15 protein-coding genes are annotated in these 23,742 nt (G+C 66.2%); 8 read left to right on the forward strand and 7 right to left on the reverse strand.

The genetic code is table 11. The features are described 5' to 3' along the window. The first annotated feature begins 115 nt into the window (after positions 1-115). Both ACWPN3_RS17995 and ACWPN3_RS18000 read left to right on the forward strand, forming a co-directional pair. Positions 116-364, forward strand: coding sequence for a hypothetical protein (locus ACWPN3_RS17995; RefSeq protein ID WP_492240685.1), 249 nt, complete (start codon positions 116-118; stop codon positions 362-364). A 364-nt stretch (positions 365-728) separates the two neighbouring features. After that, complete coding sequence (locus ACWPN3_RS18000) at positions 729-944, forward strand: hypothetical protein (RefSeq protein ID WP_109048389.1); 216 nt, start codon at positions 729-731, stop codon at positions 942-944. Positions 945-954: 10 nt separating this feature from the next. Here ACWPN3_RS18000 and ACWPN3_RS18005 read toward each other — a convergent pair whose 3' ends face one another. Next, positions 955-1,464 (reverse strand): GNAT family N-acetyltransferase, encoded by a 510-nt coding sequence (locus tag ACWPN3_RS18005; protein ID WP_492261646.1) that lies wholly within the window; start codon positions 1,462-1,464, stop codon positions 955-957. A gap of 111 nt (positions 1,465-1,575) precedes the next feature. Next, positions 1,576-2,586, reverse strand: coding sequence for a glycosyltransferase family protein (locus ACWPN3_RS18010; protein ID WP_492261647.1), 1,011 nt, complete (start codon positions 2,584-2,586; stop codon positions 1,576-1,578). Positions 2,587-3,032: 446 nt separating this feature from the next. On the opposite strand from ACWPN3_RS18010, the gene ACWPN3_RS18015 reads away from it, so the two are divergent. Continuing rightward, entirely contained in the window at positions 3,033-4,313 is a 1,281-nt protein-coding gene (locus ACWPN3_RS18015; protein ID WP_492261648.1) for a lytic murein transglycosylase, read from the forward strand. Between the two features lie 27 nt (positions 4,314-4,340). On the opposite strand, the gene ACWPN3_RS18020 is transcribed toward ACWPN3_RS18015, so the two are convergent. Then, positions 4,341-4,895 carry a hypothetical protein gene (locus tag ACWPN3_RS18020; protein WP_492240689.1) on the reverse strand — a complete coding sequence of 185 codons (555 nt, stop codon included), beginning with the start codon at positions 4,893-4,895 and terminating at the stop codon, positions 4,341-4,343. A gap of 361 nt (positions 4,896-5,256) precedes the next feature. Here ACWPN3_RS18020 and ACWPN3_RS18025 point away from each other — a divergent pair, with 361 nt between their 5' ends. From ACWPN3_RS18025 to ACWPN3_RS18040, 4 genes are all read left to right on the forward strand, one after another. Then, a complete protein-coding gene (locus ACWPN3_RS18025) occupies positions 5,257-6,336 on the forward strand; it encodes a response regulator (protein WP_492240690.1) in 1,080 nt (359 codons plus the stop codon). A 259-nt stretch (positions 6,337-6,595) separates the two neighbouring features. Next, positions 6,596-10,099 carry an indolepyruvate ferredoxin oxidoreductase family protein gene (locus tag ACWPN3_RS18030; protein ID WP_492261649.1) on the forward strand — a complete coding sequence of 1,168 codons (3,504 nt, stop codon included), beginning with the start codon at positions 6,596-6,598 and terminating at the stop codon, positions 10,097-10,099. A gap of 364 nt (positions 10,100-10,463) precedes the next feature. Further along, positions 10,464-12,155, forward strand: a complete 1,692-nt coding sequence (locus ACWPN3_RS18035; protein ID WP_492240693.1) for a methyl-accepting chemotaxis protein — start codon at positions 10,464-10,466, stop codon at positions 12,153-12,155. Between the two features lie 360 nt (positions 12,156-12,515). Further along, the gene (locus tag ACWPN3_RS18040; RefSeq protein WP_492240695.1) at positions 12,516-14,567 is read left to right on the forward strand and encodes an ATP-binding protein; all 2,052 of its coding nucleotides are present in this window, start codon (positions 12,516-12,518) and stop codon (positions 14,565-14,567) included. A gap of 13 nt (positions 14,568-14,580) precedes the next feature. On the opposite strand, the gene ACWPN3_RS18045 is transcribed toward ACWPN3_RS18040, so the two are convergent. Continuing rightward, positions 14,581-16,110 (reverse strand): sensor domain-containing diguanylate cyclase, encoded by a 1,530-nt coding sequence (locus tag ACWPN3_RS18045; protein ID WP_492240696.1) that lies wholly within the window; start codon positions 16,108-16,110, stop codon positions 14,581-14,583. 396 nt (positions 16,111-16,506) lie between these two features. After that, entirely contained in the window at positions 16,507-18,396 is a 1,890-nt protein-coding gene (locus tag ACWPN3_RS18050) for a PAS-domain containing protein (RefSeq protein ID WP_492240697.1), read from the reverse strand. Between the two features lie 393 nt (positions 18,397-18,789). Between ACWPN3_RS18050 and ACWPN3_RS18055 the strand changes: the two genes are divergently transcribed. Next, a complete protein-coding gene (locus ACWPN3_RS18055) occupies positions 18,790-19,215 on the forward strand; it encodes a hypothetical protein (protein ID WP_492240698.1) in 426 nt (141 codons plus the stop codon). A gap of 42 nt (positions 19,216-19,257) precedes the next feature. Here ACWPN3_RS18055 and ACWPN3_RS18060 read toward each other — a convergent pair whose 3' ends face one another. Together ACWPN3_RS18060 and ACWPN3_RS18065 are read right to left on the reverse strand one after the other, a co-directional pair. Next, a complete protein-coding gene (locus tag ACWPN3_RS18060; RefSeq protein ID WP_492240699.1) occupies positions 19,258-22,377 on the reverse strand; it encodes an efflux RND transporter permease subunit in 3,120 nt (1,039 codons plus the stop codon). Beyond that, on the reverse strand, positions 22,374-23,708 hold the full coding sequence (locus ACWPN3_RS18065) for an efflux RND transporter periplasmic adaptor subunit (protein ID WP_492261650.1): 1,335 nt from the start codon (positions 23,706-23,708) through the stop codon (positions 22,374-22,376). The genes ACWPN3_RS18060 and ACWPN3_RS18065 overlap by 4 nt, the downstream gene beginning before the upstream one ends. Positions 23,709-23,742: the final 34 nt, after the last annotated feature.

Here is a 23,742-nt window from a genome sequence, read left to right on the forward strand (position 1 = left end):
GAAATCCTCGCTGTTCACTCGAATTTGTTCTTGTTGCGTTCGCCGTTCTTCCGTACGCTTTCTTTAACGATCCGCCGCAGGACCAGCGGCTGTCGACAGCGATTGGGGGAACAGGATGGACGATCTGGCACACGACCATATCCGCGCCTTCATTGCCCGGACGCGCGTTGCGGAGATGAAGAGCCGCGGCTGGCGGGTTCTCGGCCCCGGCGAGGAAGGCTCCCTGCTGATGGAAGGCCCGATGCCGACCGGCCGGGCCGTGATGCTGGAGGAGCCCATCGGCGGGCTTTTCGGCGATCTGATCGCCCGCGCCATGGCGCGCGCCGACGCCCGCGACCGCACCGCCACACGCCGCGCCGCCTGATCGACTTTTTCGGGAATTAGCATTTTCAGGGGGTTGTGACTGTCCAACCGGATGGGCGGGACTGCACCCTTTGGTGGTCCCTCCCTCCAATTCCCTCGGGCGGTCTGAGCAACCGGACATAGCGGTGCGTGTTGTCATCATGCATGCTACCCGCCGGGGCATCCGACGGGGATCATTGCAGCAGGACTTCAGACGGCGTCATAGACGTTTTGAGGTAACTCTTCGGGGCTGCCTTAGATAACGCGACCATAGATCGGAAGTACCCCCGAAGATACTACCTGCCGCATAGTCCCGTTAGGAAGTCTTTAACTCACTCAATGGCTTGATAGGGCCATCGGGAACGCTCAGGCCTAGGGAGATTTACATGATCGGCGCCGTCAACTCGAAGAAGATCACCTCCTCCTCCGCGGCCCATATCGCGCTTCTCGACCAATTCATTCGACTGACGCAAGACACCATCGTCGAACAGGACGATGCCTTCGTCCGCGACAGCTTGGTCGATCTTCTATCGAACCTGCGCAGCGAGCGTGCCGATTATGCCGAGATCATCGGCGCGTCCGCTCTGAACCGCGCCGTCTGATCCCCGCCTTTCAATCTTCCCTGGCACCGTCTTCCGCTGCGAGGTTGGACAGGGCCTCCCCGGTCAGGCGGTAGGGAAGCCATTCCCTCATCTGGCGGAAGCCGACCCGGTCGTAGAATCCACGAGCCGGGTTCCAGTCCAGAACGCTGAGATCCACCCGGCGGTAGCCGCGCTCCACCGCGCTTTTCGCCACGGCGGCCAGCAGCTTGCGGCCGACGCCGTAGCGCCGGGCGTCCGGCGTGACATCGAGATCCTCGACATAGAGACCGGGCCGCCCCTCCCAGGTGGAGAAGTTGCGGAAGGCCAGCGCGAAGCCGACCGGCGCGCCGTCCAACTCGGCGATCAGCGCCTCGAACACCGGCTGCGGCCCCCAGCCGTCTCGGCGGAAATCCTCCTCGGTCGCCTTGACCGCATCGGCCTCGCGCTCGAACTCCGCCAGTTCGCGGACGAAGCGCAGGATGGTCGTGCAATCCTCCTCGACGGCGGGGCGGATGGTGACGGTCGGCAACGAAGGCGGCATCGGAGGCGGGCTCCCTGAAAATTTGCCAAATGGCATTGGGCGCAAAACGAAACGGGGAGCGGACCATAGCCCGCTCCCCGCATTTTCGCACTCCCGATAAACCGGAAGCCGTCAATCGTCGCCGCCGCCCTTAAGGTCCAGGATGCTGCGCAGTTCCTGCACACGCCGTTCGGCGCTGTGTTCGGCCAGCACCCGCTTGCGCGCCCGGCGGCCGAGGTCGGTCAGGTGGTTGCGCGGCAGCATCATCGCCGTGGTCACGTCGTCGGTCTGCGCCGCCACCAGAATCTCACGGCCGGGCTCGAAGAAGCTGTCCAACCCCTCCCACCGGTCGGCGACGATGGCGGCCCCGCAGGCGGCGGCCAGGAACAGCCGGGGCGACGGGCACCAGCCGATCCGTCGCTCGTCGTCGCGGGCCAGCGTCAGCGCGAGGCTGGCCGAAGCCAGCACATCGGCATGACGCACCGGGTCGAGATCGGGGAAGGTCAGGATGTTGGTGGTGCGCGGCACCCCGTCGGGCAGATCGGCACCGACCAGTGCGAAGCGCCGGCGGGTCAGCCGTTGGGCCGGGTCGATGAAGAATCTGTCCAGACCCTCGCGGATGCCGTCCGGCCCGCCGACGATGCAGCAGAGATCGGCCAGATACTCTCGCTTGAAGTCGCCGGGCTTGTCCTCCTCCGGCACGACCCAGGGGTAGAGCGGCGCCACCGACTCCGCCCCCGCCTTGGCACGATAACGGTCCAGCGCCGGCCCGCCGCAGGAGGCGAGCACCATGTCGAAGCCGGCCAGCCCGTCGGCCGGCAGATGCTCCACCGCCTCTCCCGCCTCCAGCGCCGTCAGGCTGACCGCAGCCTCCGGATCGTAGAGCACGCGGCGCGGGGTCCTGGACTGGCGGACGAGGTCGGCGGCGGTACGGGCGTCCGGCCCCTGCGCCACCACCAGCGCCACGCCGGCATCGTCGGCCTGGGCCGCAGCCGCCACCGCCACCTCGTCCCAGGCGCCGTAGGACAGCACCTCGCCGCCGGGAATGGTCCAGGGGACGGAGGGGCCGGGGCCGGTGCGCTCAACCGCGACGACGCGATGGCCGCGGATCGCCAACCCATGGATCAGCGCGCGCCAGCGCATGCTGTGCCCGCCATCCTGGCGGTACCCGCTGGTCAAGCCTCTGTTGGTCAAGCCCCCGTTGGTCAAGCCGAGGATCACGATTTTCATGGCTTCGGCACCCTTGGCGTTCCGCGGCGGGAAGCCGCTTCCCGATGGAAGCGCTCCCGGATCAACGCGATTGGAGAAGGTGGTGTTCCGGCTTCCGGTCCCGTCCCGGCAGCCCTGCCCAAGACGAACTCAACCTGGACAAATCCGGCCGGGTTCGGCGCCTGGAGACAGGGCTTTGCCGGACGGGATTTGCGAAAGCGTTGCATTGAAATTTGATATGGACCGGTCCGGCGGCCCTGCAAGCGTATACCCCTCGCAATAGGCGTTTCCCCGATAGGGCTGCCCATTTGACGGTTGAGCCTTGCGGCCGGGGGCCTTAGGGTCACGGCCCGGTTTCCCCTCCGATCACGGTCGAGCGCATGCGACTTCCGTTCCGTCATCCCGCCCGCCTCCTTCTCGCCACGCTGCTGATGGCCGGCTGCCAGAGCACCGGTGCCACCGCACCGGTCGCAACCGGAGCCGCAACCTCGGCGTCCGGTACCGCGACGGCGGCCGTCCAGCCCGTGGCGCAGCAGCCCGCCTCCTTCCCCGAATGGCTGGCGGCGCTTCGTGCCGAGGCGCTGGGCCAGGGCATCCGTCCGCAGACCTTCGACCGCGCTTTCCAGCGGGTGAAGCTGTCCGACCGAGTCGTAGAGCTGGATGGCGCACAGCCCGAGTTCACCCGGCAAGTGTGGCAGTATTTGGACAGCGCCGTGAATGAAAAGCGCGTCCAGGACGGCCGTCAGAAGTTGCAGGAGCATGCGGCGTTGCTTTCCCGCATCACCCGCCGCACCGGCGTTCCGGGAGAGATCCTGGTCGCCTTCTGGGGGGTGGAATCGGACTTCGGCAAGTCGACCGGCAACTTCTCGGTCATCGACGCGCTGACGACGCTGGCCTTTGAAGGCCGCCGCGCCGCCTATTTCCGGTCGGAGCTGCTGGCAGCCCTGCGCATCCTCGACTCCGGCGACATCGCGCCGGAGCGGATGACCGGTTCCTGGGCCGGCGCCATGGGCCAGACCCAGTTCATGCCGACCGTCTTCCTGCGCAACGCGGTGGACGAGGATGGCGACGGCCACCGCGACATCTGGGGCAGCATGCCCGACGTGCTGGCCTCCACCGCCAAGTTCGTGCTGGCGAATGGCTGGCGGCAGGGAAAGTCCTGGGGACAGGAGGTGCGGCTGCCCGACGGCTTCGCTTACGATCAGGCGGAGCTGAGCATCACCAAGCCGCTGTCGGAATGGCGCCGGTTGGGTGTGCGTCCGCTGGACGGCGGCGATCTGGGCGGCGAGGGATCGGCGGCGATCCTGGTGCTGGCCGGGCATCGCGGCCCTGCCTTCCTTGTGCGGGACAATTTCCGCGCGATCATGCGCTACAACCCGTCGACCAGCTATTCGCTGGCCGTCGCCATGCTGGCCGACCGCATGACCGGCAAGCCCGGCGTCCGCGGCCCCTGGCCGCGCGAGGAACAGGCGCTGAGCCGCGACGAGCGCATCGACCTGCAACAGCGGCTTGCATCGCTAGGGCTGGAGCCGGGTGCCGCCGACGGCATTGTCGGGGCGAACACCCGCAACGCGGTGCGGCGCTTCCAGGCGTCTGTCGGCGAGATCCCGGACGGCTTCGCCACCAAGGCCCTGCTGGAGCGGCTGCGCCAGCGGTCGTGAGGATAAGGCCGTGACGGGTGGCTGAGGCTATTGTCCAGCTACCCCCTCGCCCCCCATGCCGCCGCGCAGCAGGCCCCAGGCGGCCGGCAGCAGGAACGCTGCAATCCCGGCGCCGACCAGCGCGTCGGGCGCTCCGTCCAGCAGCAGCCAGCTTGCCGCCAGCCCCAAGAGGCCGGCGCCGAGCGGCAGGACATCCTTGCGCGAACACAGCCAGATCGCCCGCAGGCTCAGCCTGCCGCGCCGGCCGGCGAACAGCAGGGTCGCGGTCGCCACCGTCACGCCGATGGCCAGCAGCAGGGCCAGACTGGCGAGCGGCACGTCGGGGATCGCCATGCCGGCGATGCTGCGCCCGGCCGTTACCACCAGCGCAACCGCCGCAACACCCATCGCCGCCCCGTGCAGCATCGACAGGCGCGCATGCCAGTCCGGCCGGCGCCCGAGCCCGACCAGCGTCACCGCATGACCGGCGGCATGGTTCAGCACCAGCAGGGCCGCACCCCACAGGGTGACCGCCTGCGTCGCGTTGGCGGAGGCGAGCAGCAGGGCGCCGAGCAGCCCGTTCACCACCATCGCCATCCGCATGGTGTGCTTCAGATCACCCGATCCGCCGGAAAGACGGGATGTTCCACCGCCACAGGATCCACCACCGCATCCGCCGCTCATCGCACGCCCCATTTTGAAACCCGACAGGGAAATCATAGGAGCGGCGGAAGCGTGCGTCCATCACCATCAGAGATTTCTGATATGTGCCGATCTCACCCGTCCGGTATCGAAAGAGGTGTCCGACCGCGCGGGCTACCCATTCGAACTGCGGCGGGGATAACCCGGCCCACCCAACGGTGCATGGGCTGTCTCATTGGGCGCTTACCCGTCCCCCTCCATGAAAAGCGGGCCGTCGAGGCGGATATCGGGACAGACACAGCCGCATCATCGGAACCACTCCATGACGAAGCGTCCCGCCTCCCCCATCAAGATCCTGATTGTCGACGACAACCCGCTGTTGCAGCGGGCGTTGAAGGACATGCTGGGGCTGTGGGGCGTCGGCCAGATCACCGCGGTCGGCAACGGGCAGGAGGCCAAGGACGCGCTGCGCCGCGAGGTCTACGACCTGATGGTGACGGACTGGGTGATGGAACCGGTCGGTGGCGCGCAGCTGGTCCAGTGGATCCGACAGTCTCCGGGCAGCCTGCGGCCCGGCATGCCGATCATCGTGCTGACCGCCAACGCCGACCTCGCCACCGTGCGCAGCGCCTGGGATGCCGGCGCCGATTCCGTGCTGGCGAAGCCGGTGCCGGCCGCGACCCTGGCCCGCCGCATCGACGCGGTGCTGAACCGTCGCGACGGCTCCCTCCGGACGGGAACTGCCGAGCCGGGACGCGATGCCGCCCGTCCGGCGGCCAACCCGGCCGGTCAGGGCAGCCCGTCGACCACCAGCCTGCCTTCCCCGCGGCCGGCCACGCCGCGCCCGGCGGCGAGCGGGATGGCGCATCTGCCCCCTCCCGCAACGCCACCCACGACACCGACGAACCCGGTGCCGCCGACCCCGGTACCGCCGACTGCGGTTCCGGCCTCCGCCATGCCGCCCGACCGTGGCGCCGCCACCATGCGCAGCGACGACCCCAAGCGGATGCGGATGCTGCTGGCGCTCGACAAGCTGGAGGCGGCAATCGAGCGGCCCGACCCGATCGGCAGCCGGCTGCGCCATGCCCTGTCGGATGTGCAGATCGCCACAGCCGGAGATTCCGCCGCGTCCTCGGTCGTCGCGTCGCTGTCCACCTGCGTCACCTGGGTGGAACCGGACATCGAAGGCTATGTCGATGCGCTCCAGGCCCATGCCGCGGCCCTGCGCTGGCTGGCGGGTTCGGACGGCGGCGCCCAGTCGATGGCGGTGGCGCTTTGCCTGATCCGCACCCTGCGGGCCAGCGTCCGCACGCTGGCGGCCCGAGGCCAGAGCGACTTCGGCAATTGGCCGGAAGGCGGCAGCCCGACCCCTCCGGGCAAGTCCCCCCTGACGGGGCGCTGAGTCCCTTCCCATATCGTCTGGTGACGATCTGGGCGAGAGAGGGACGGAGAGGGAATTTCCGCAAGGCAGGGCATTCCATACGCTCCGTTACGGAAGACCGGCGGTTGCCGCGCCGTTCCTTGCTTTTTGCAGGACGGCCGGCCGCAGCCGTTGCGATATAAGACAGCCTTCATTACCTTTTTGCCCAGCGAACAAATCGGTTCCCCAGCACTCCGTCCAGGAGTTTGCCAGGCTGCCGACCGATGGGAGGAAATGAAGAATGGCGCTCGCAACAGTGTCTCTCGAAGACAAGTACGCGCTCGAACAGGGGCGTGTTTACCTCACCGGCACCCAGGCGCTGGTGCGCCTGCCGATGATGCAGCGCCAGCGCGACCTTGCCGCCGGGCTGAACACCGGCTGCTTCATTTCCGGCTATCGCGGCTCGCCGCTGGGCGGCTTCGACCAGAATCTGTGGAACGCCCGCAAATTCCTGGAAAAGAACCACATCCAGTTCCAGCCCGGCGTGAACGAGGAGCTGGGCGCCACCGCGGTCTGGGGCAGCCAGCAGGTCGGCATGTTCAAGGGCGCCAAGTATGACGGCGTCTTCGCCATGTGGTACGGCAAGGGCCCCGGCGTCGACCGGTCGGGCGACGTGTTCAAGCATGCCAACGCCGCCGGCACCTCCCGCCACGGCGGCGTGCTGGTGCTGACCGGCGACGACCACAACTGCAAGTCCTCCACCTTCCCGCACCAGTCCGAACACGCCTACATGCACTCGATGATCCCGGTGCTGAACCCGTCGGGGGTGCAGGAGATCCTGGATTACGGCCTGATCGGCTGGCAGATGAGCCGCTATTCCGGTTGCTGGATCGCGATGAAGACCATCGCCGAGACGGTGGACACCTCGGCGTCGGTCTACATCGACCCGCACCGCGTCTCCCCCATCGTCCCTGCCGACTTCCCGATGCCGCCGGGCGGCCTGAACATCCGCTGGCCCGACCCGCCGCTGGAGCAGGAATACCGGCTGATGAAGCACAAGCTGTACGCCGCCCTGGCGTTCGCGCGTGCCAACAAGCTGGACCGGGTGGTGATGGAGAGCCCGCGTCCGCGCTTCGGCATCGTCACCACCGGCAAGAGCTATCTCGATGTCCGTCAGGCCTTCGACGAGCTTGGCATCACCGAGGAGATGGCGGCCGACTGGGGCATCACCGTCTACAAGGTCGGCATGCCCTGGCCGCTGGAGCGCGACGGCGTCCGCCACTTCGCCGAGGGTCTGGAAGAGATCGTCGTGGTCGAGGAGAAGCGTGCGGTCATCGAGAACCAGTTGAAGGAACAGCTCTACAACTGGAACCCCGACGTCCGCCCCAAGGTGGTCGGCAAGTTCGACGAGCAGGGCGAATGGATCCTGCCGAGCGCCGGCGAGCTGACGCCGGCGCAGATCGCCGTGGTGATCGGCCGCCGCCTGCAGCGCTTCATCGAGAACGAGAACCTCGCCCGCCGCATCGCCTTCCTCGACGCGCAGGAGAAGCAGAAGGCCCATGTGGCGCGCGTGGTGCGCAAGCCGACCTTCTGCTCCGGCTGCCCGCACAACACCTCCACCGTCGTGCCGGAGGGCAGCCGGGCGCTGGGCGGCATCGGCTGCCATTACATGGCAACGTGGCTCGACCGCTCGACCGACACCTTCACCCAGATGGGCGGCGAGGGCGTGCCGTGGGTCGGCCAGGCCGCTTTCACCGACGAGAAGCACATCTTCGCCAATCTCGGCGACGGTACCTATTTCCATTCCGGCATCCTGGCGATCCGGCAGGCCATCGCCGCCAAGGTGAACATCACCTACAAGATTCTGTTCAACGACGCGGTCGCCATGACCGGCGGCCAGCCCTTCGACGGCACGCTGACGGTGCAGTCAATCGCCAACGTCCTGCGGGCGGAAGGCGTGCAGCGCATCACCGTCGTCAGCGACGAGCCGGAGAAGTACGGCATCGGCAACGGCCTGCCGCAATTCACCACCGTCGAGCATCGCGACGATCTCGACCGCGTGCAGAAGGAGATGCGCGAGGTCCCTGGCGTCAGCATCCTGATCTATGACCAGACCTGCGCCACCGAGAAGCGCCGCCGCCGCAAGCGCGGCAAGATGGTCGACCCGGCCAAGCGCGTGGTGATCAACGAGCTGGTCTGCGAAGGCTGCGGCGACTGCTCCGCCAAGTCGTCCTGCGTGTCGGTGATCCCGCAGGAGACCGAGTTCGGCCGCAAGCGCCAGATCGACCAGTCGAGCTGCAACAAGGATTACTCCTGCACCAAGGGCTTCTGCCCCAGCTTCGTGACGGTGGAAGGCGGGTCCTTGCGCAAGCCGAAGCCGGCCGCAGCGAAGTCGGCCGACGCCACAGCCCTGCCCGCCCCCGCCGTCCCGGCCTTCGACAAGACCTGGAGCCTGTATGTCACCGGGGTCGGCGGCACCGGCGTCGTCACCATCGGCGCGCTTCTGGGTATGGCCGCGCATATCGAGGGCAAGGGCGTCGGCGTGCTCGACATGACCGGGCTGGCGCAGAAGGGCGGTGCGGTCACCAGCCACATCCGCATCGCCAACACGCCGGAGGACATCCACTCCGTCCGCATCGCCGCCGGCGGGGCCGACGCGGTGCTGGGCTGCGACCTGATCGTCGCGGCGGCAGGCGACGGCCTGTCGAAGATGACCGCCGGACGCACCCGCGCCGTCATCAACACCCATGACAGCATCACCGCCGACTTCATCAAGAAACCGGACATGGTGATCCCGGTCCGCGATCTGGTCGGCGACATCCGCAAGGCCTGCGGCGGCGAAGCCAATGTCGATGCCTTCGACGCGACCAAGCTCGCCACGGCGTTGCTGGGCGACAGCCTCTACGCCAACCCGTTCCTGATGGGCTATGCTTGGCAGAAGGGTCTGATCCCGCTGAGCGAGGAGTTGATCATCAAAGCCATCGAGCTGAACGGCGTGGCGGTGAAGCTGAACCTCGACGCCTTCCAATGGGGCCGCCGCGCCGCCGTCGATCTGGCGTCGGTGGAAGCCGCTGCGAAGCCTCAGGAGGTGGCGCAGGCCGTGCAGTCGCTGCTGCTCGATCAGCGCCGCCAGTCCGGCAGCCTGGACGAGGTGATCGAGCGCCGCCACCGCTTCCTGGTCGATTACCAGGACGCCGCCTATGCCGCCCGCTACCACGCGCTGGTCGATTGGACCCGCCGGACCGAGCAGCAGAAGGTGCCCGGCTCCACCGCGCTGACGGAGGCGGTCGCACGCGCCCACTTCAAGCTGATGGCCTACAAGGACGAGTATGAGGTGGCGCGGCTCTACACCGACAGCGGCTTCGTCGAGAATGTCCAGCGCATGTTCGAAGGCGACTGGAAACTGACCTTCCACATGGCCCCGCCGGCGATGGGCGAGACCGGAGAGGACGGCGGCGAACCGAAGAAGAAGAGCTTCGGTCCGTGGATGCTGCCGGTCCTGCGCCTGCTGGCCAAGGGCAAGCGTCTGCGCGGCACCCGGCTCGACCCGTTCGGCCGCACCGCCGAGCGGCGCCAGGAACGCCAGCTGATCGCCGACTATGAGGCGGTGGTGGGCGAGCTGCTGAACGGCCTGACCCGCGAGAAGCTGGATCTGGCGGTGGAGATCGCCAGGGTGCCGATGGAGATGCGTGGCTACGGCCCGGTGAAGGCCCGCAACGTCACGGCGGCGAAGGCGAAGGAGGCCAAGCTGCTGGCCGACTTCCGCGCCCCGGTCGCCGCCCCGCAGCCGCTGGCGGCAGAGTGAGGCAGTCCTGAGGCGGTGCAGGCAAACAAATGAAGTTTGGAGAAGCCCAAGCGATTGGGCTTCTCCGCACAATGCTTTACCTACCAACCCGTCAGCCACGACCAAAGTCTCATAGCGAAAGCCGCAGTATCTGCTAATGTTGGAAATGCGAGTAGCGTCGCAACCCCATTTCAGAAACGTCACGGGTTTCGGGTTGAAGTGACGAAATGCGGCATAGCCATTAAATACTTCTGAAATTCCCGGACGGAATTCGCTGCTGCAAGGCGATTTCCGACCGAATTCGCTGCAACTTGGCTCGATAAGCTCAAAGGCATACTACAGTATGGTGAGGGGAATATTCCTCCCGCCAAAAACGAGCCGGCCCATGGGCACCCTGCTAACCCGCATCAGCATCAGCCGCAAAATCTCCGCCATCGTCATCTTGATGGCGTTGATCGCGTCCGTAATCGGCACCATCGGCTTCCTCGCGATCCAGACCTTCGGCGGCAGGGTCGATGACATCCAGATCCGCTCGCAGCGGGCGCTGCTCGCCGAACAGGTCAGCAGCCTGATCTACAAGACGGTGATGGACAGCCGCGGCCTCTATGCCGTCAAGTCGAAGGACGACGCCCAGCTGTTCAGCAAGGGGATCAGGGAGTCGACTGAATCGATCGGCAAGCGGATGGCGGAGTGGGAACGTCTGCTGACGCCCGACCGCAAGGCCGACTTCCAGAAGATGGTGGCCAGCGCCAACGAGTTCGTCGCCATCCGCAACGAGGTCGCCCGGCTCGGCGTCGAAGTCTCTCCGGAGGCGGCGCAGAAGCACGGCGACACACCGGAAAGCCGGGCCAGCCGCACCGCGCTGGGCAAGTCCCTGGAGGCGGCGGCACAGCGGAACATCGACAGCATCCAGCAGGCGAACGACGAACTCGACGCCTTCAGCACCCACATGATCACCCTGATGCTTGTCGTCGGCATCGGCGGCATCGGCCTGGCGGTCGTGGTCAGCGTCGCCGTGTCGCGCTCCGGCATCGTCAAGCCGATCACCGGCATCACCGGGACGATGTCCCGCCTCGCGGATGGCGACCTGTCGGTCGAGGTGGCCGGCAAGGACCGTGACGACGAGATCGGCGGCATGGCCCGCGCTGTCGAGGTCTTCCGCCAGAACGCGCTTGACCGTGCCCGCATGGCGGCGGCCGAGGAGGCGGAACGGCTGGACAAGGAGCGGCGCACCGCCGCGGTGGAACGGCTGGTCGCCGGCTTCGACAGCAGCATGTCGGGCATCCTGCGCACCGTGAGCGCCGCCGCCACTGAACTGGACGCCACTGCACAGAGCATGTCTCACACCGCCGAACAGACCAACAGCCAGGCCGCCAGCACGGCCGCCGCCGCGGAGCAGGCCTCGGTCAACGTGCAGACGGTGGCGTCGGCGACCGACGAACTGACGGCGTCGATCTCGGAAATCAGCGCGCAGGTCTCGCGCTCCACCACCATCGCTGCCCAGGCGGTCAGCGAGGCGGACGCGACCAACCGGCAGGTCCAGGGGCTGGTCGAGGCGGCCCAGCGCATCGGCGACGTGGTGAAGCTGATCACCGACATCGCCAGCCAGACCAACCTTCTGGCACTGAACGCCACCATCGAGGCGGCCCGTGCCGGCGAGGCCGGCAAGGGCTTCGCCGTGGTGGCCAGCGAAGTAAAGAATCTCGCCACCCAGACCGCCAAGGCGACGGAAGAGATTGCCGGCCAGATCCAGGCGATGCAGCAGGCGACCGGCGAAGCCGCAAACGCCATCACCGGGATCGGCGGCACCATCACCACGATCAACGATATCGCCACCTCCATCGCGTCGGCCATCGAGGAACAGGGGGCCGCGACCGGCGAGATCGCCCGCAACGTCCAGGAGGCGGCGCGGGGAACCGAGGTGGTGACGGCGAACATCGCCGAGGTCAGCCAGGGCGCCACCCAGACCGGCAGTGCGGCGACCCAGGTGCTGGGGGCCGCGGGCCAACTGTCGCGGCAATCCGAACAGATGAAGATCGAGGTCGAACGCTTCCTGGCCGGTATCCGCGCGGCGTGAGGGCATTGCAGAGGACGGGAGAATGTGCCCGCATCCTCCACCGCCGATGGGACAGGTGAGTAAAAACGCGAACTTCCAGTCTTGAAAAAAGGGCAGCTTCGGCTGCCCTTCCGCTTCGGGAAATGGAACGGTCGGAGCGGCCGCCCAATGCCTCTGCGGTTGCATATCCCTGAGCAGTTTTTTCCCGGAGACTGCGCCATTGCATGGGGCATCTGTCCCAACCCATAGTCTGCCGGGGGATTATCCTTTTCGCATATTTATTACGTCGAATTGCTCTCGAGCGCCTGCCGGCCGATAGAACAGGGCGCCGGAGCTTGTGGGTCCGGCGGGACGAGGGAGAGTCGAGTGGCGGAACATCGGTTGACGTCTGAGCTGTCGGACCGGAGCGAGGACCGGTATCGCGCTCTGTTCAACGCTCTGGACGACGGGTTCTGCATCATCGAGTTCAGCGAGGATGCCGACGGCAACCTCACCGATTACATCCACATCGAGGCCAACGACGGGTACGAACGCCAGACCGGCATCCGCAACATCGTCGGCATGGCGGTGCGCGATCTGGCGCCGGCCGAGGCGGATGGCTGGATCGAGCTGTACGGCAATGTCCTGCGCACCGGCGAGCCCATCCGATTCGAGCGCCATTTTGCACTGGTGGATCGTTACATCGAGGTGTCGGCGGCAAGGCTGGAACCGGCCAGCCTGCGCCAGGTCTCCGTCCTGTTCCGCAACATCACCGCGCGGCGCCACGCGGAAGAGGCGTTGCGCGTCAGCGAGGCGCTGGCGCGGGAGAATGTGCAGCGCGTCCAGCTGGCACTGGCGGCCGGCGCCATCATCGGCACCTGGAATTGGGACCTGCCCGCCAATCGTTTCACAGTGGACAAGCCGTTCGCCGAATCCTTCGGTCTCGACCCCTCGCTGGGCCGCGACGGGCTCAGCCTGGAGCAGGTGGTCACCAGCGTCCACCCGGACGACAAGCCGGGGCTGCTCGCTGCCATCCAGGAGGTCATCGCCCGCGGCGGCGCCTATGCCCATCAGTATCGGGTCAAGCGGTCGGACGGGAACTATTACTGGATCGAGGCGAACGGACGGGTCGAGCACGGGCCCGACGGCACGCCATTGAGTTTCCCCGGCGTGCTGCTGGACGTCGAGGAGCGCCGCGCGGTTGAGGCCGAGCGCGACAGGGCGACGGCGGCGCTGCGCGCGCTGAACGAAACGCTGGAACAGCGCGTCGCCGAACGCACCGCCGAACTGATGCGCGCCGAGGAGCAGCTGCGCCAGTCGCAGAAGATGGAAGCGGTCGGACAGCTGACCGGCGGGTTGGCGCACGACTTCAACAACTTGCTGGCCGGCATCTCGGGCGCCCTGGAACGCATTGCCGCCCGCGTCGATCAGGGCCGCGTAAACGAGCTGGACAAGTTCATCATCGCCGCCCAGGGCGCGGTGCGGCGTGCGGCGGCGCTGACCCACCGGCTGCTCGCCTTCTCCCGCCAGCAGACCCTGGCACCGAAGGCGGTCAACATGAACCGGCTGGTCGGCGGCATGCTGGATCTCGTCCAGCGCACGGTGGGACCGGGCATCCAGGTGGAGATGGTCGGCATGTCCGGGCTGTGGGCGACGATGGTCGATCCCTCCCAATTGGAAAACTCGCTGCTGAACCTCTGCATCAACGCGCGCGACGCCATGCCGAAGGGCGGCCGGATCACCATCGAGACCGGCAACCGCTGGATCGACCATGAAGGGGCGCGGCAGCAGGACATGCAGCCCGGCCAGTATGTCTCGCTCTGCGTGTCGGACAACGGTACCGGCATGACGCCGGACGTGATCGAGAAGGCCTTCGACCCCTTCTTCACCACCAAGCCCATCGGCCAGGGGACCGGGCTGGGTCTGTCGATGATCTATGGTTTCGCCAAGCAGTCGGGCGGGCATGTGAAGATCTATTCGGAGGTCGGCGAGGGCACCATGGTGTGCCTGTATCTGCCCCGCCACCGCGGCGAAGCGGAAGAGGAGGAGATGCGCGAGGAGCCGGCCACGACCCTGCCGGCACGGCAGGGCGAGACCGTTCTGGTGGTGGACGACGAGCCGAGCCTGCGCCTGATGGTGATGGACCTGTTGAGCGACCTGGGTTATGCGGCAATCGAGGCGGCGGACGGTGCAGCCGGCCTGCGGGTTCTGCAATCGGGCGCGCGCATCGATCTGGTGGTGACCGATGTCGGCCTGCCCGGCGGCATGAACGGCCGCCAGATGATCGATCTCGCCCGCGTCGGCCGCCCGAAGCTGAAGACGCTGTTCATCACCGGCTTCGCCGAGAACGCGCTGCTGAACAACGGCCAGCTCGAACCCGGCATGTCGGTGCTGACCAAGCCCTTCGCCATGGATGTGCTGGCGGCGCGGATCCGGGAACTGATCGCGGGGTGAGGCTGCCGGACAGTCAAACCGGAAGCGTGTGGTTTCCCTCAACCATGGAGCGATTGCGACCACCGCGCTTTGCGGCGTAAAGCGCATGGTCGGCATTGTTCAAGATATCGCTCACCGAAGCCGAGTCTCTGTGTGAGCAGGCGATTCCAATGCTGACCGTTAACGAGACCGTCCGCCCCTCCCCTGCATCGATGCATGTCCTCGATACCGCCTGCCGCATGTCTTCGGCCAGGGAGAGAGCCCCGTTCACATCGGTTTCGGGAAGAAAGACGGCAAACTCCTCGCCACCGATCCGGGCGAATGTGTCCGTCTCGCGCAGACGCGTCTTGATTGTATTGGCAAGGGCCACGAGCACCGCATCGCCGACACCATGGCCATGCGTGTCGTTGATTGCCTTGAAGTGATCGACATCAAGAATCAGCAGGCTGAAAATTCTCCTGTAACGCCGATGCCGGATCAATTCGGCATCGGCTACGGTCATGAAACGGCGTCGATTGGCGATTCGGCAAAGCGGATCGGTTTCAGACAGGACAACCAGTTCCTCTTCCCTCATTTTCAGGCACGCGTGCGCAACCGCCAATTCATCATGGGCAGTCCGCAATTCGGCGTTCATCGTCTGCTCGATTACATATTCATGCAGGACCGCGCGTATCGCCAAGGCGGACGCCAGGGACGCCAGCGCCAACAGGAACGTCCCGGCGCCGACGATCAGATAGGCGGTCGACAGCGCTTGATCCGACCGGGCGAATGCCGCTTCCTTATCGAAAAGTGCGACGGCGACCAATCCATAGTCGCGAAGCTTCTGGTAGCCTACGAAGCGCTGAACCCCGTCGACGGGACTTTCTGCCTCGTACACGCCGGCGTCGGGAGCAAGTGCGCTCATGTAAGGGCGCGAACCGATCACGGTGCCGAAATATTGCTCCTGGTAGATTCCCCCAACCACCCTGGACAGGATCGCTCCGTCGTACCGCGACAAGCCGATCGCGTCTCTTTCTCCGAGCAGGACGCTGTTTGAAAAATTCGCGAGATAGGAAGGATCGACGGACAGAACGATCACCCCATCGAATTCCCCTTGTTTGTTGATGATCTTGCGGGTGAATTGGATCGACCATTTACGGGACACACGCCCGAGAACCGGCTTGCTAATGTACAGAAAGTCGCGCTTGTCCTCCAGATGGATCCGAAAATGCTCTCTGTCAGACAAGTCAATCGGCTCGGTAACTTTACTCAAGTTTGAAAATATCAGGAACCCGTTTTTGTTCACTACCGAAACCTGAAATAGATATTCTGGCATAATGATGGAAGATGCGCTCTTTACGATCGAATCCAGAGGAGCATGCCCCTCTCTATATTCGCTTAATATTATCTGAGATGTCTGATCGATTTTCTGGATGATCCTGAGCACATACTCACTATACGCCTTCGACGTCATGAGGACGTTGCTCTCAGCCATCTTCTGATCAAGATTCCGGTAATCCCTGACATTGTCGAAGGTGATAATACACAAAGATGACGCCGAAAAAACGAAGGCAATCGCAATCACGGAGATCCATACCCTCAGATGGAAACGAGCTTTCCCTCTCGCCGGCAAGATTTTTCCTCTCTAGAAAATCAATCAATCACATCTTATTAATATTTATGGAATCAGGTGCGTTTCAATAAGGGAGGTCACCAATTTTATTTATATAATTCTCATGAAAACATACTCTGGATACATTTTCATTCATGCTTTGAATTTTTTGTTTTTCGATGCAGGTAATTTTCCACCCGGCCATGCCCTGCATCTACATCCAAAGACTGAAATCAGATCATTGTTCTTTAATGAATTTCAACCTCGCGAACGTCGCGCTTCAGTTCTTCCAAGCATCCGACCGGCATAGGAAGCACGTCGCTGCCTGAATTTCCTCAACAGCGGCCGTCCGCAAAATCAGAGAACGGGCTAACCGTCGAACCGCACCGGAAAACGCAGCACGAACCGCGTTCCCGTCCCGCCGTCATCCTCCAGCGAGATGCTGCCGCGCATCGTGCCGGTCATGATGTTGGCGCAGATGCTGAGGCCCAGCCCGCTGGCGCCCATGCCGCGCTTGGTGGTGAAGAAGGGCTCGAAAATGCGGGGGCGGTTCTCGGCGGGGATGCCCTTGCCGTCGTCGGCATAATGCATCTCGATCCAGCCGGACGGCTGTTCGCGGGCGGTGAGCAGGATGCGGCCGGTCTCGCCCTCGTCATAGGCATGGACCAGGGCATTGATGATCAGGTTCGACAGCACCTGCGCGAAGGAGCCGGGATAGCCGTCGACGATCAGGCCGGCGGGAATGTCGAGGTCGACCGTCACGCGGGTCCGGCGCAGGCGGGGCCTCAGGCTCAGCAGCACCTCGTCGACATAGGCGGCGAGGTCGAAGGGGCGGCGCTCGCCGCTCGCCTGGTCGGAGGCGACCTGCTTGAAGCTCTGGATCAGGCCGGTGGCGCGCTCGACGTTCGACAGGATCATCCGCGTCGATTCCCAGGCGACGTCCAGGAAATCCTGGAAATCGCTGCGGCGGATGCGGTTCTCCTCGAACAGGGCGCGGATGCGGCCGACCTCCTCGCCCAGATGGGAAATGGCGGTCAGGGTGACGCCGATGGGCGTGTTCACCTCATGCGCGACGCCGGCGACCAGTTGGGCCAGCGAAGACAGCTTCTCCGCCTGGATCAGGCTGGCCTGGGCATCGCGCAGTTCGGCCTCCGCCCGCTTGCGCGCGGTGATGTCCAGCGCCACCGTGACGATGTGGGTGACCTCGCCCCCCTCGTCGGTCAGCGGCATCTTGGTGGTCAGCCAATCGCGCATCGCGCCGTCGCCGTCGGGGGCGCGGTCCTCGTGGAAAGGAACGCCCTGGCTGCTGTCCACCACCAGCCGGTCGAGCGCCGTTGCACGCTCGCTCGCAGGGCCGGGAGGCGGGGCGGCGGCGGGACCGTAGGTCTCGCGGTAGAAACGGTTGGTCAGCCGGACCGTGCCGTCGCGATCCTTCACGTCGATCAGCGCCGGGATGGCGTCAATCACCCCGGTCAGGATTTCGCGGCTCTGGCGCAGCGCCTCATCGGCGATGACGCGGTCGGTGATGTCGGTGAAGGTCCGCACCTGCCCGCCGTCCGGCAACGGCACCACCCGCACCTCGATGAAGCGGCCGTCACCCTGGGGGCGGGCATAGACGAACTCCTGCTCAGGCCGCCCCAGACGGTCCATCAGATAGCGGGTCTTGGCGTCCAGATCGTGGCCGAAATCGGGGGCTCCCACCGGCATGGCGACCAGACCCGAAGCGATCTGATGGCGCACGATGTCGGACAGCGCCGGCTTGCCGCACATCACCTCCTCCGACACGCCGAGGATGTCCAGCGCATGGCGGTTCCAGGCAATGTAGTGCAGGTCGCGGTCCAGCAGGACGATGCCCTGCCCCATATTCTCCAGCGTCAGACGCAGCATGTGGCGCTGCGTCGCAAGGTCATCCTCCGCCCGGCGGCGCTCGGTCACGTCGGAATAGGTGCGGACGAATCCGCCGGCGGAGGTCCGGCGGGTCCGCACCTCCAGCACGCGGCCGTCGGGGCGGCGATGCTCATAGAGCGGCGGATCGGCCCGGCGCGTCCGTTCAAGATGACCGGCCGCGAGGACATCGGGGTCGCCCGGTCCATACTCGCCGCGGCGGGCGAGGTAATGGACCATGCGGGCATAGTCGTCGCCCGGCATATAGCCCGTCGGCACGTCGAACATCTCGTAGAGCCGGGGGTTGATCACGCGAACCCGGAGGTCGGGATCGACCAGCATCACGCCCTGGTCCATCTGGTCCAGCGCAAGCACCGCAAGATCGTCGCCGGCAACGGGTTCCTGTCCGGGCAAATCAACCGCAGGTGAATGGTTCGTCGGGAGGTCGGGGATCCGGGCTGGCAAGGTCGGCGCGCCATCCATCGTTACGCGTGTCCACAATCGAACGTCCCACTGTAACAGCCACGGCCCATCCTGCCGAGCCTTCGTCTGCATCACCGCATCACAACCACGCAACATTTATGGGACATTTTAAGTATTTCGGAACCTTTGCCGCACTAGCCTGTTTCGGGTGGCGACAGGTTTGTGCAAGATCGTCCGATGAGCGATACTATGCCGCCCTGCATTCCGCTCACCCCGCGTTTCCTGCTCCCGTGAGGTAACCGCCCCTTGTCCGGATTGGCCGCCCTTCCCGCACCGACCAGCGCGATGCCCAGTTCGGGCCTTGCGAAGCTGCGTCAGATGCTGGCGAGCGATGCTGCGGCGGTCCAGCCGATCCGGCGCGTCTCTGGTGATGAGGAACGCAAGCGCGGCAAAGAGGGCACCGAGGCGACCGGCGACGCCCTGCAGGGCAGCGGCCGCGCCGACGGAGAGTCGACGGCGACACGGGCGCGGAAGGCTGCCGGTTCGTCCGGTGGGTTTGCCATCGGCGGTGCGGCGGAGGAATCCAGCCCGGTCAATGGCGGCCCGGTTCCGCTGAACGCTCTTCCCAACGCCGGCTATGTCGCCCAGAGCATCCATCAGGAGGCCATGGGCAGCGGCCTGACCATCGAACCCTGGTCCGAAGCCATCGACGCCTACCGCCGCGCCGATGCCGGGGTCAACACGCCGATGGTCACCCAGATCGCGGTGTGAACGCCCCTCTCCCAAGGCGGGAGAGGGAAATCCACGCGCCCCTCAGTCGTCGCCGCCCGCCGGCATCGGGCCATGGGGAATGTCCGCCTTGCGGCCGCGGAACAGGTTGCTCATGAAGTGACCGAAATCCTCCATGTAGAGGTAGAGCGACGGCGTGATGTAGAGCGTCAGAACCTGCGACACGCACAGCCCGCCGACGACGGCGAGCCCCAGCGGCTGGCGTAGTTCCGCTGCCGCGCCATGGGCGATGGCGATGGGCAGGGTGCCCATGATCGCCGCCATCGTCGTCATGATGATCGGGCGGAAGCGCAGCAGGCAGGCCTGCTCGATGGCGTCGCGCGCCGACATGCCGTTGCGCCGGGCATCCACCGCGAAGTCGATCATCATGATCGCGTTCTTCTTAACGATGCCGATCAGCATCAGGATGCCGATGATGGCGATGACGCTGAGTTCGACATCGAACAGCATCAGCGTGGCCAGCGCGCCGATGGCCGCCGACGGCAGGCCGGACAGGATGGTCAGCGGGTGGATGAAGCTCTCGTACAGCACGCCCAGCACGATGTAGATCACCAGCACCGCCGCGGAGAGCAGCAGCGCCTGACCGGCCTGGGCATCCTGGAACACCTGGGCGGTGCCGGCGAAGCCGGTGGTGATGGTGGGCGGCAGCCCCATCTCCCGCTCCGACGCGCGGATCAGGTCGACCGCCTGCCCCAGCGAGGCGCCGGGCGCCAGGTTGAAGGACAGGGTGACGGCCGGAAGCTGTCCCTGGTGCGCCACTGCCAGCGGGCCGGCGGTGCGCTCCACCCGCGCGAAGGCGTCGAGCGGAACCAGCTTGCTGGTGGTGGTGGAGCGGACATAGATGCGCGACAGCGAACTGTCGTCGCCCTGGTATTTCGGCTCCAGTTCGATCAGCACCTGATAGTCGTTGCTGGGGGTATAGATGGTCGAGACCTGCCGCTGGCCGAAGGCGCTGTACAGGGTCGAGCGCACCTGATCGACGCCGAGGCCCAGCGTCGCCGCCTTCTCGCGGTCGATGTGGACGTAGGCCTGCGGGTTGTTGAGCTGAAGGTCGCTGGTCACGTCCTGCAGGATGGGGATGCCGCGCAGCGTCTGTTCCAGACGGCCCGACCACTGGTACAACTCGTCGAGGTCGAGGCCCTGGATTGTGTACTGGTAGAGGCTCTTCGACGCGCGGCCGCCGATGCGCAGGTTCTGCACCGGCTGCATGTAGACCGCCATGCCGGGGATGCCGTTGACCTGCCGACGAATCTGCTGGATCACCTCGGTCGCCGACGGACGCTCGTCACGCGGTTTCAGGGTGATGAACATGCGGCCCTGGTTGCCAGTGCTGCCGCCGACGCCGACGGAGGAGATGACGTCGACAACCGCCGGATTGGCCTTGATGATGGCGGCGACCTGCTGCTGCCGCTCCGCCATCGACGGGAAGGCAATGTCAGCCCGCGCCTCGGTCGTCACCTGGATCTGGCCGATGTCCTCGGTCGGGAAGAAGCCCTTCGGGATCGCCTGGTAGAGCAGCGCCGTGCCGATGACGGTGCCGATCATCACCAGCCCCATCAGCGGGCGGTGGCGCAGGGTCCAGCGCAGCGTGCGGGCATAGCCGTTCAGCACCGCGGAGAAGCCGCCCTCCAGCATGCGGCCGAACCAGCCCTCCTTCTGGTCATGGGCATGGGTGAGGAAGCGCGAGCACATCATCGGCGTCAGCGTCAGCGACACGAAGGCCGAGGCGCCGATGGACATGGTGACGACCAGGGCGAACTCGTGGAACAGCCGCCCGACCACGCCGCCCATCAGCAGGATCGGGATGAAGACCGCGACCAGCGACAGGGTGATCGACAGGATGGTGAAGCCGATCTCGCGCGAGCCCTTGATGGCGGCCTCGAACGGCTTCATTCCCTCTTCGACGTAGCGGACGATGTTCTCCATCATGACGATGGCGTCGTCGACCACGAGGCCGACCGCCAGCGTCAGCGCCATCAGCGAGATGTTGTCGACTGAGAAGCCCAGCAGATGCATGCCGCCGGCCGTCGCGATCAGCGAGATCGGCACGGCCAGCGCCGGGATCAGCGTCGCCGACAGCCGGCGCAGGAACAGGAAGATCACCATGACGACCAGCACGATGGTCAGGCCCAGCGTGAACTGCACGTCCTCCACCGCCTGACGGATCGATTCGGAGCGGTCGTTGACCACCTGGATGGCGGCGGCGGCGGGAAGCTGGGTCTGGAAGACCGGCACCAGTTCGCGCACGCGGTCGACCACGTCGACGGTGTTGGCGTCGGGCTGGCGCTGGACCGCCAGCATGATGCTGCGGGTGCCGTTCAGCCAGCTGGCGGTGCGGTCGTTCTCGACGCTGTCCAGCACCTGCGCCACGTCGCCCAGGCGGACGGGCGCGCTGTTCCGGTAGGCGACGATCAGCTGGCGGAAGGCGGCGGCGTCGGGAAGCTGCGGGTTGGCGGCGATGACCAGCTGCTGCTGCTGGCCGGTCAGGGTGCCGACCGGCGTGTTGGCGTTGGCGGCGGCCAGCGCCTTCTGCAACTCGTCGATGCCGATGCCGCGCAGGGCCAGGGCGTTGGGGTTGACCTGCACCCGCACCGCGTATTTCTGCGAGCCGTAGATCTGCACCTGGGCGACGCCCGGCAGGGTGGCGACCTTGGGCTGGATCAGCGTTTCGGCGATGTCGTTCAGCTGCGCCAGCGGCAGGGTCGGCGAGTTCAGCGACAGGAACAGGATCGGCTGGTCGGCCGGGTTGACCTTGCGGTAGCTGGGCGGGGTCGTCATCTCCGCCGGCAGTCGGCGCTGGGTGCGGGCGATGGCCGCCTGCACGTCTGCCGCCGCCGCGTCGATGTCGCGTTCCAGCACGAACTGGATGGTGATGCTGGTGTTGCCGAGCGTGCTGTTCGACGTGATGGTGTCGATGCCGGCGATTGTCGAGAACTCGCGCTCCAGCGGGCTGGCGACCGACGCCGCCATGGTCTCCGGCGAGGCGCCCGGCAGGGTGGCGGTGACGCTGACCACCGGGAAATCGACCCGCGGCAGCGCCGCGGTGGGCAGCTGGCGGTAGGCCGCCAGACCGCTGAGAACCAGGGCCGCCGTCAGGAGAATGGTCATCACCGGACGGCGGATGCAGAGTTCGGAGAGGTTCACGTGGCACCCCCGGTGCTCTTGCCCTCGGCGGACTGGCCGCTGGCCGCCCCGTTGGTTGCCGTGCTGCGGGCGGCGTCCTGGGTGGCGGAACCCTGCTGGCGTCCGCCCTCGGCGGTCTCGCCGCCGCCAGGAGAGCCGGCTGGGGCGGCGGGCTTGCCGCCGGCCTTCTCGGTGATCTTCGCGCCGGGGAACAGGCGCGACTGGCCATCGACCACCACCCGCTCGCCCGCCTTCAGGCCGGAGGCGACGACGCTGAGGCCGCCATGGCTGCGCTCGACGGTGACCGGGCGGACCTCGACCGTTTCGTCGGCCTTGACGACATAGACGAAGCGGCCCTTCTGCCCGGTCTGGACGGCAAGGTCGGCGACGGTCAGGGCGTTCTGCTCAACGCGCAGCGTCAGGACGGTGTCGACGAACTGGCCGGGCCACAGGCGGGTGTCGGCGTTCGGAAACTCGCCCTTCACCAGGATGGTGCCGGTTTGCTGGTCGACCTGGCTGTCGACGAAGGACAGCTTGCCTTCCGCCTTATCGCCCCCCGGATTTTGGCCATGGCCGCCGGCGATGGTGGCGGTCACGGGAAGCGAGCCGCTGGCCATCGCGGCGCGGATCGCCGGCAGATGCTTTTCCGGGACGTTGAAGGAGACGTTGATCGGGCGCAGCTGTGTCAGGGTGACCAGCGGGTTGGTGTCGGCGGCGCGGACCATGGTGCCGACCTTGGCGGCGACGGTGCCGGTGCGGCCGTCCATCGGGGCGGCGATTTGGGTGAAGCTGAGCGAGACCTTCGCCGCCTCGATCGCCGCGAGGTCGGCCTTGACCGTCCCCTCCAGCGCGTCGGCGGTGGCGACCGCGGCGTCATAGGTGGTGCGGGAGATGGCGCTGGTCCGCACCAGCTCCGCATAGCGCTTCACGTCGCCCTTGGCCTTTTCCAGATTGGCGCGGTCGCGCTCCAGATTGGCCTGGGCCTGACGCAGCTGGGCGTCGAGCGACCGGCTGTCCAGGGTGAAGAGCGTATCGCCGGTCTTCACCTCCTGCCCTTCGGTGAAGTTGACGGTTTCTACCGCGCTGTCGACGCGGGCCTTGATGGCGATGGCGGCGATGGGCTGGACGCTGCCGATGGTGACGATCTGTTCGGGCACCGCCTGAGCCGCCACCGTCTGCGTCACCACGGGAACCGCCCGGCCGGCACCGGCCGGAGCCGCCCCCTTGGCTTGCGGCTTCTGGCCGTCCGCAGCCGTCCTGCCATCCGCCCCGGCATTGTGGGTCGCATACCAATAGTACCCGCCGCCGCCGATCACAGCGGCCAGCAGCAGGACCAGGAAAAACCGTCTCATCCGATGGGACTCCAAACGCCGGAGCCAGGGGCCG

It is taken from the genome of Azospirillum sp. UENF 111221, assembly GCF_058780625.1.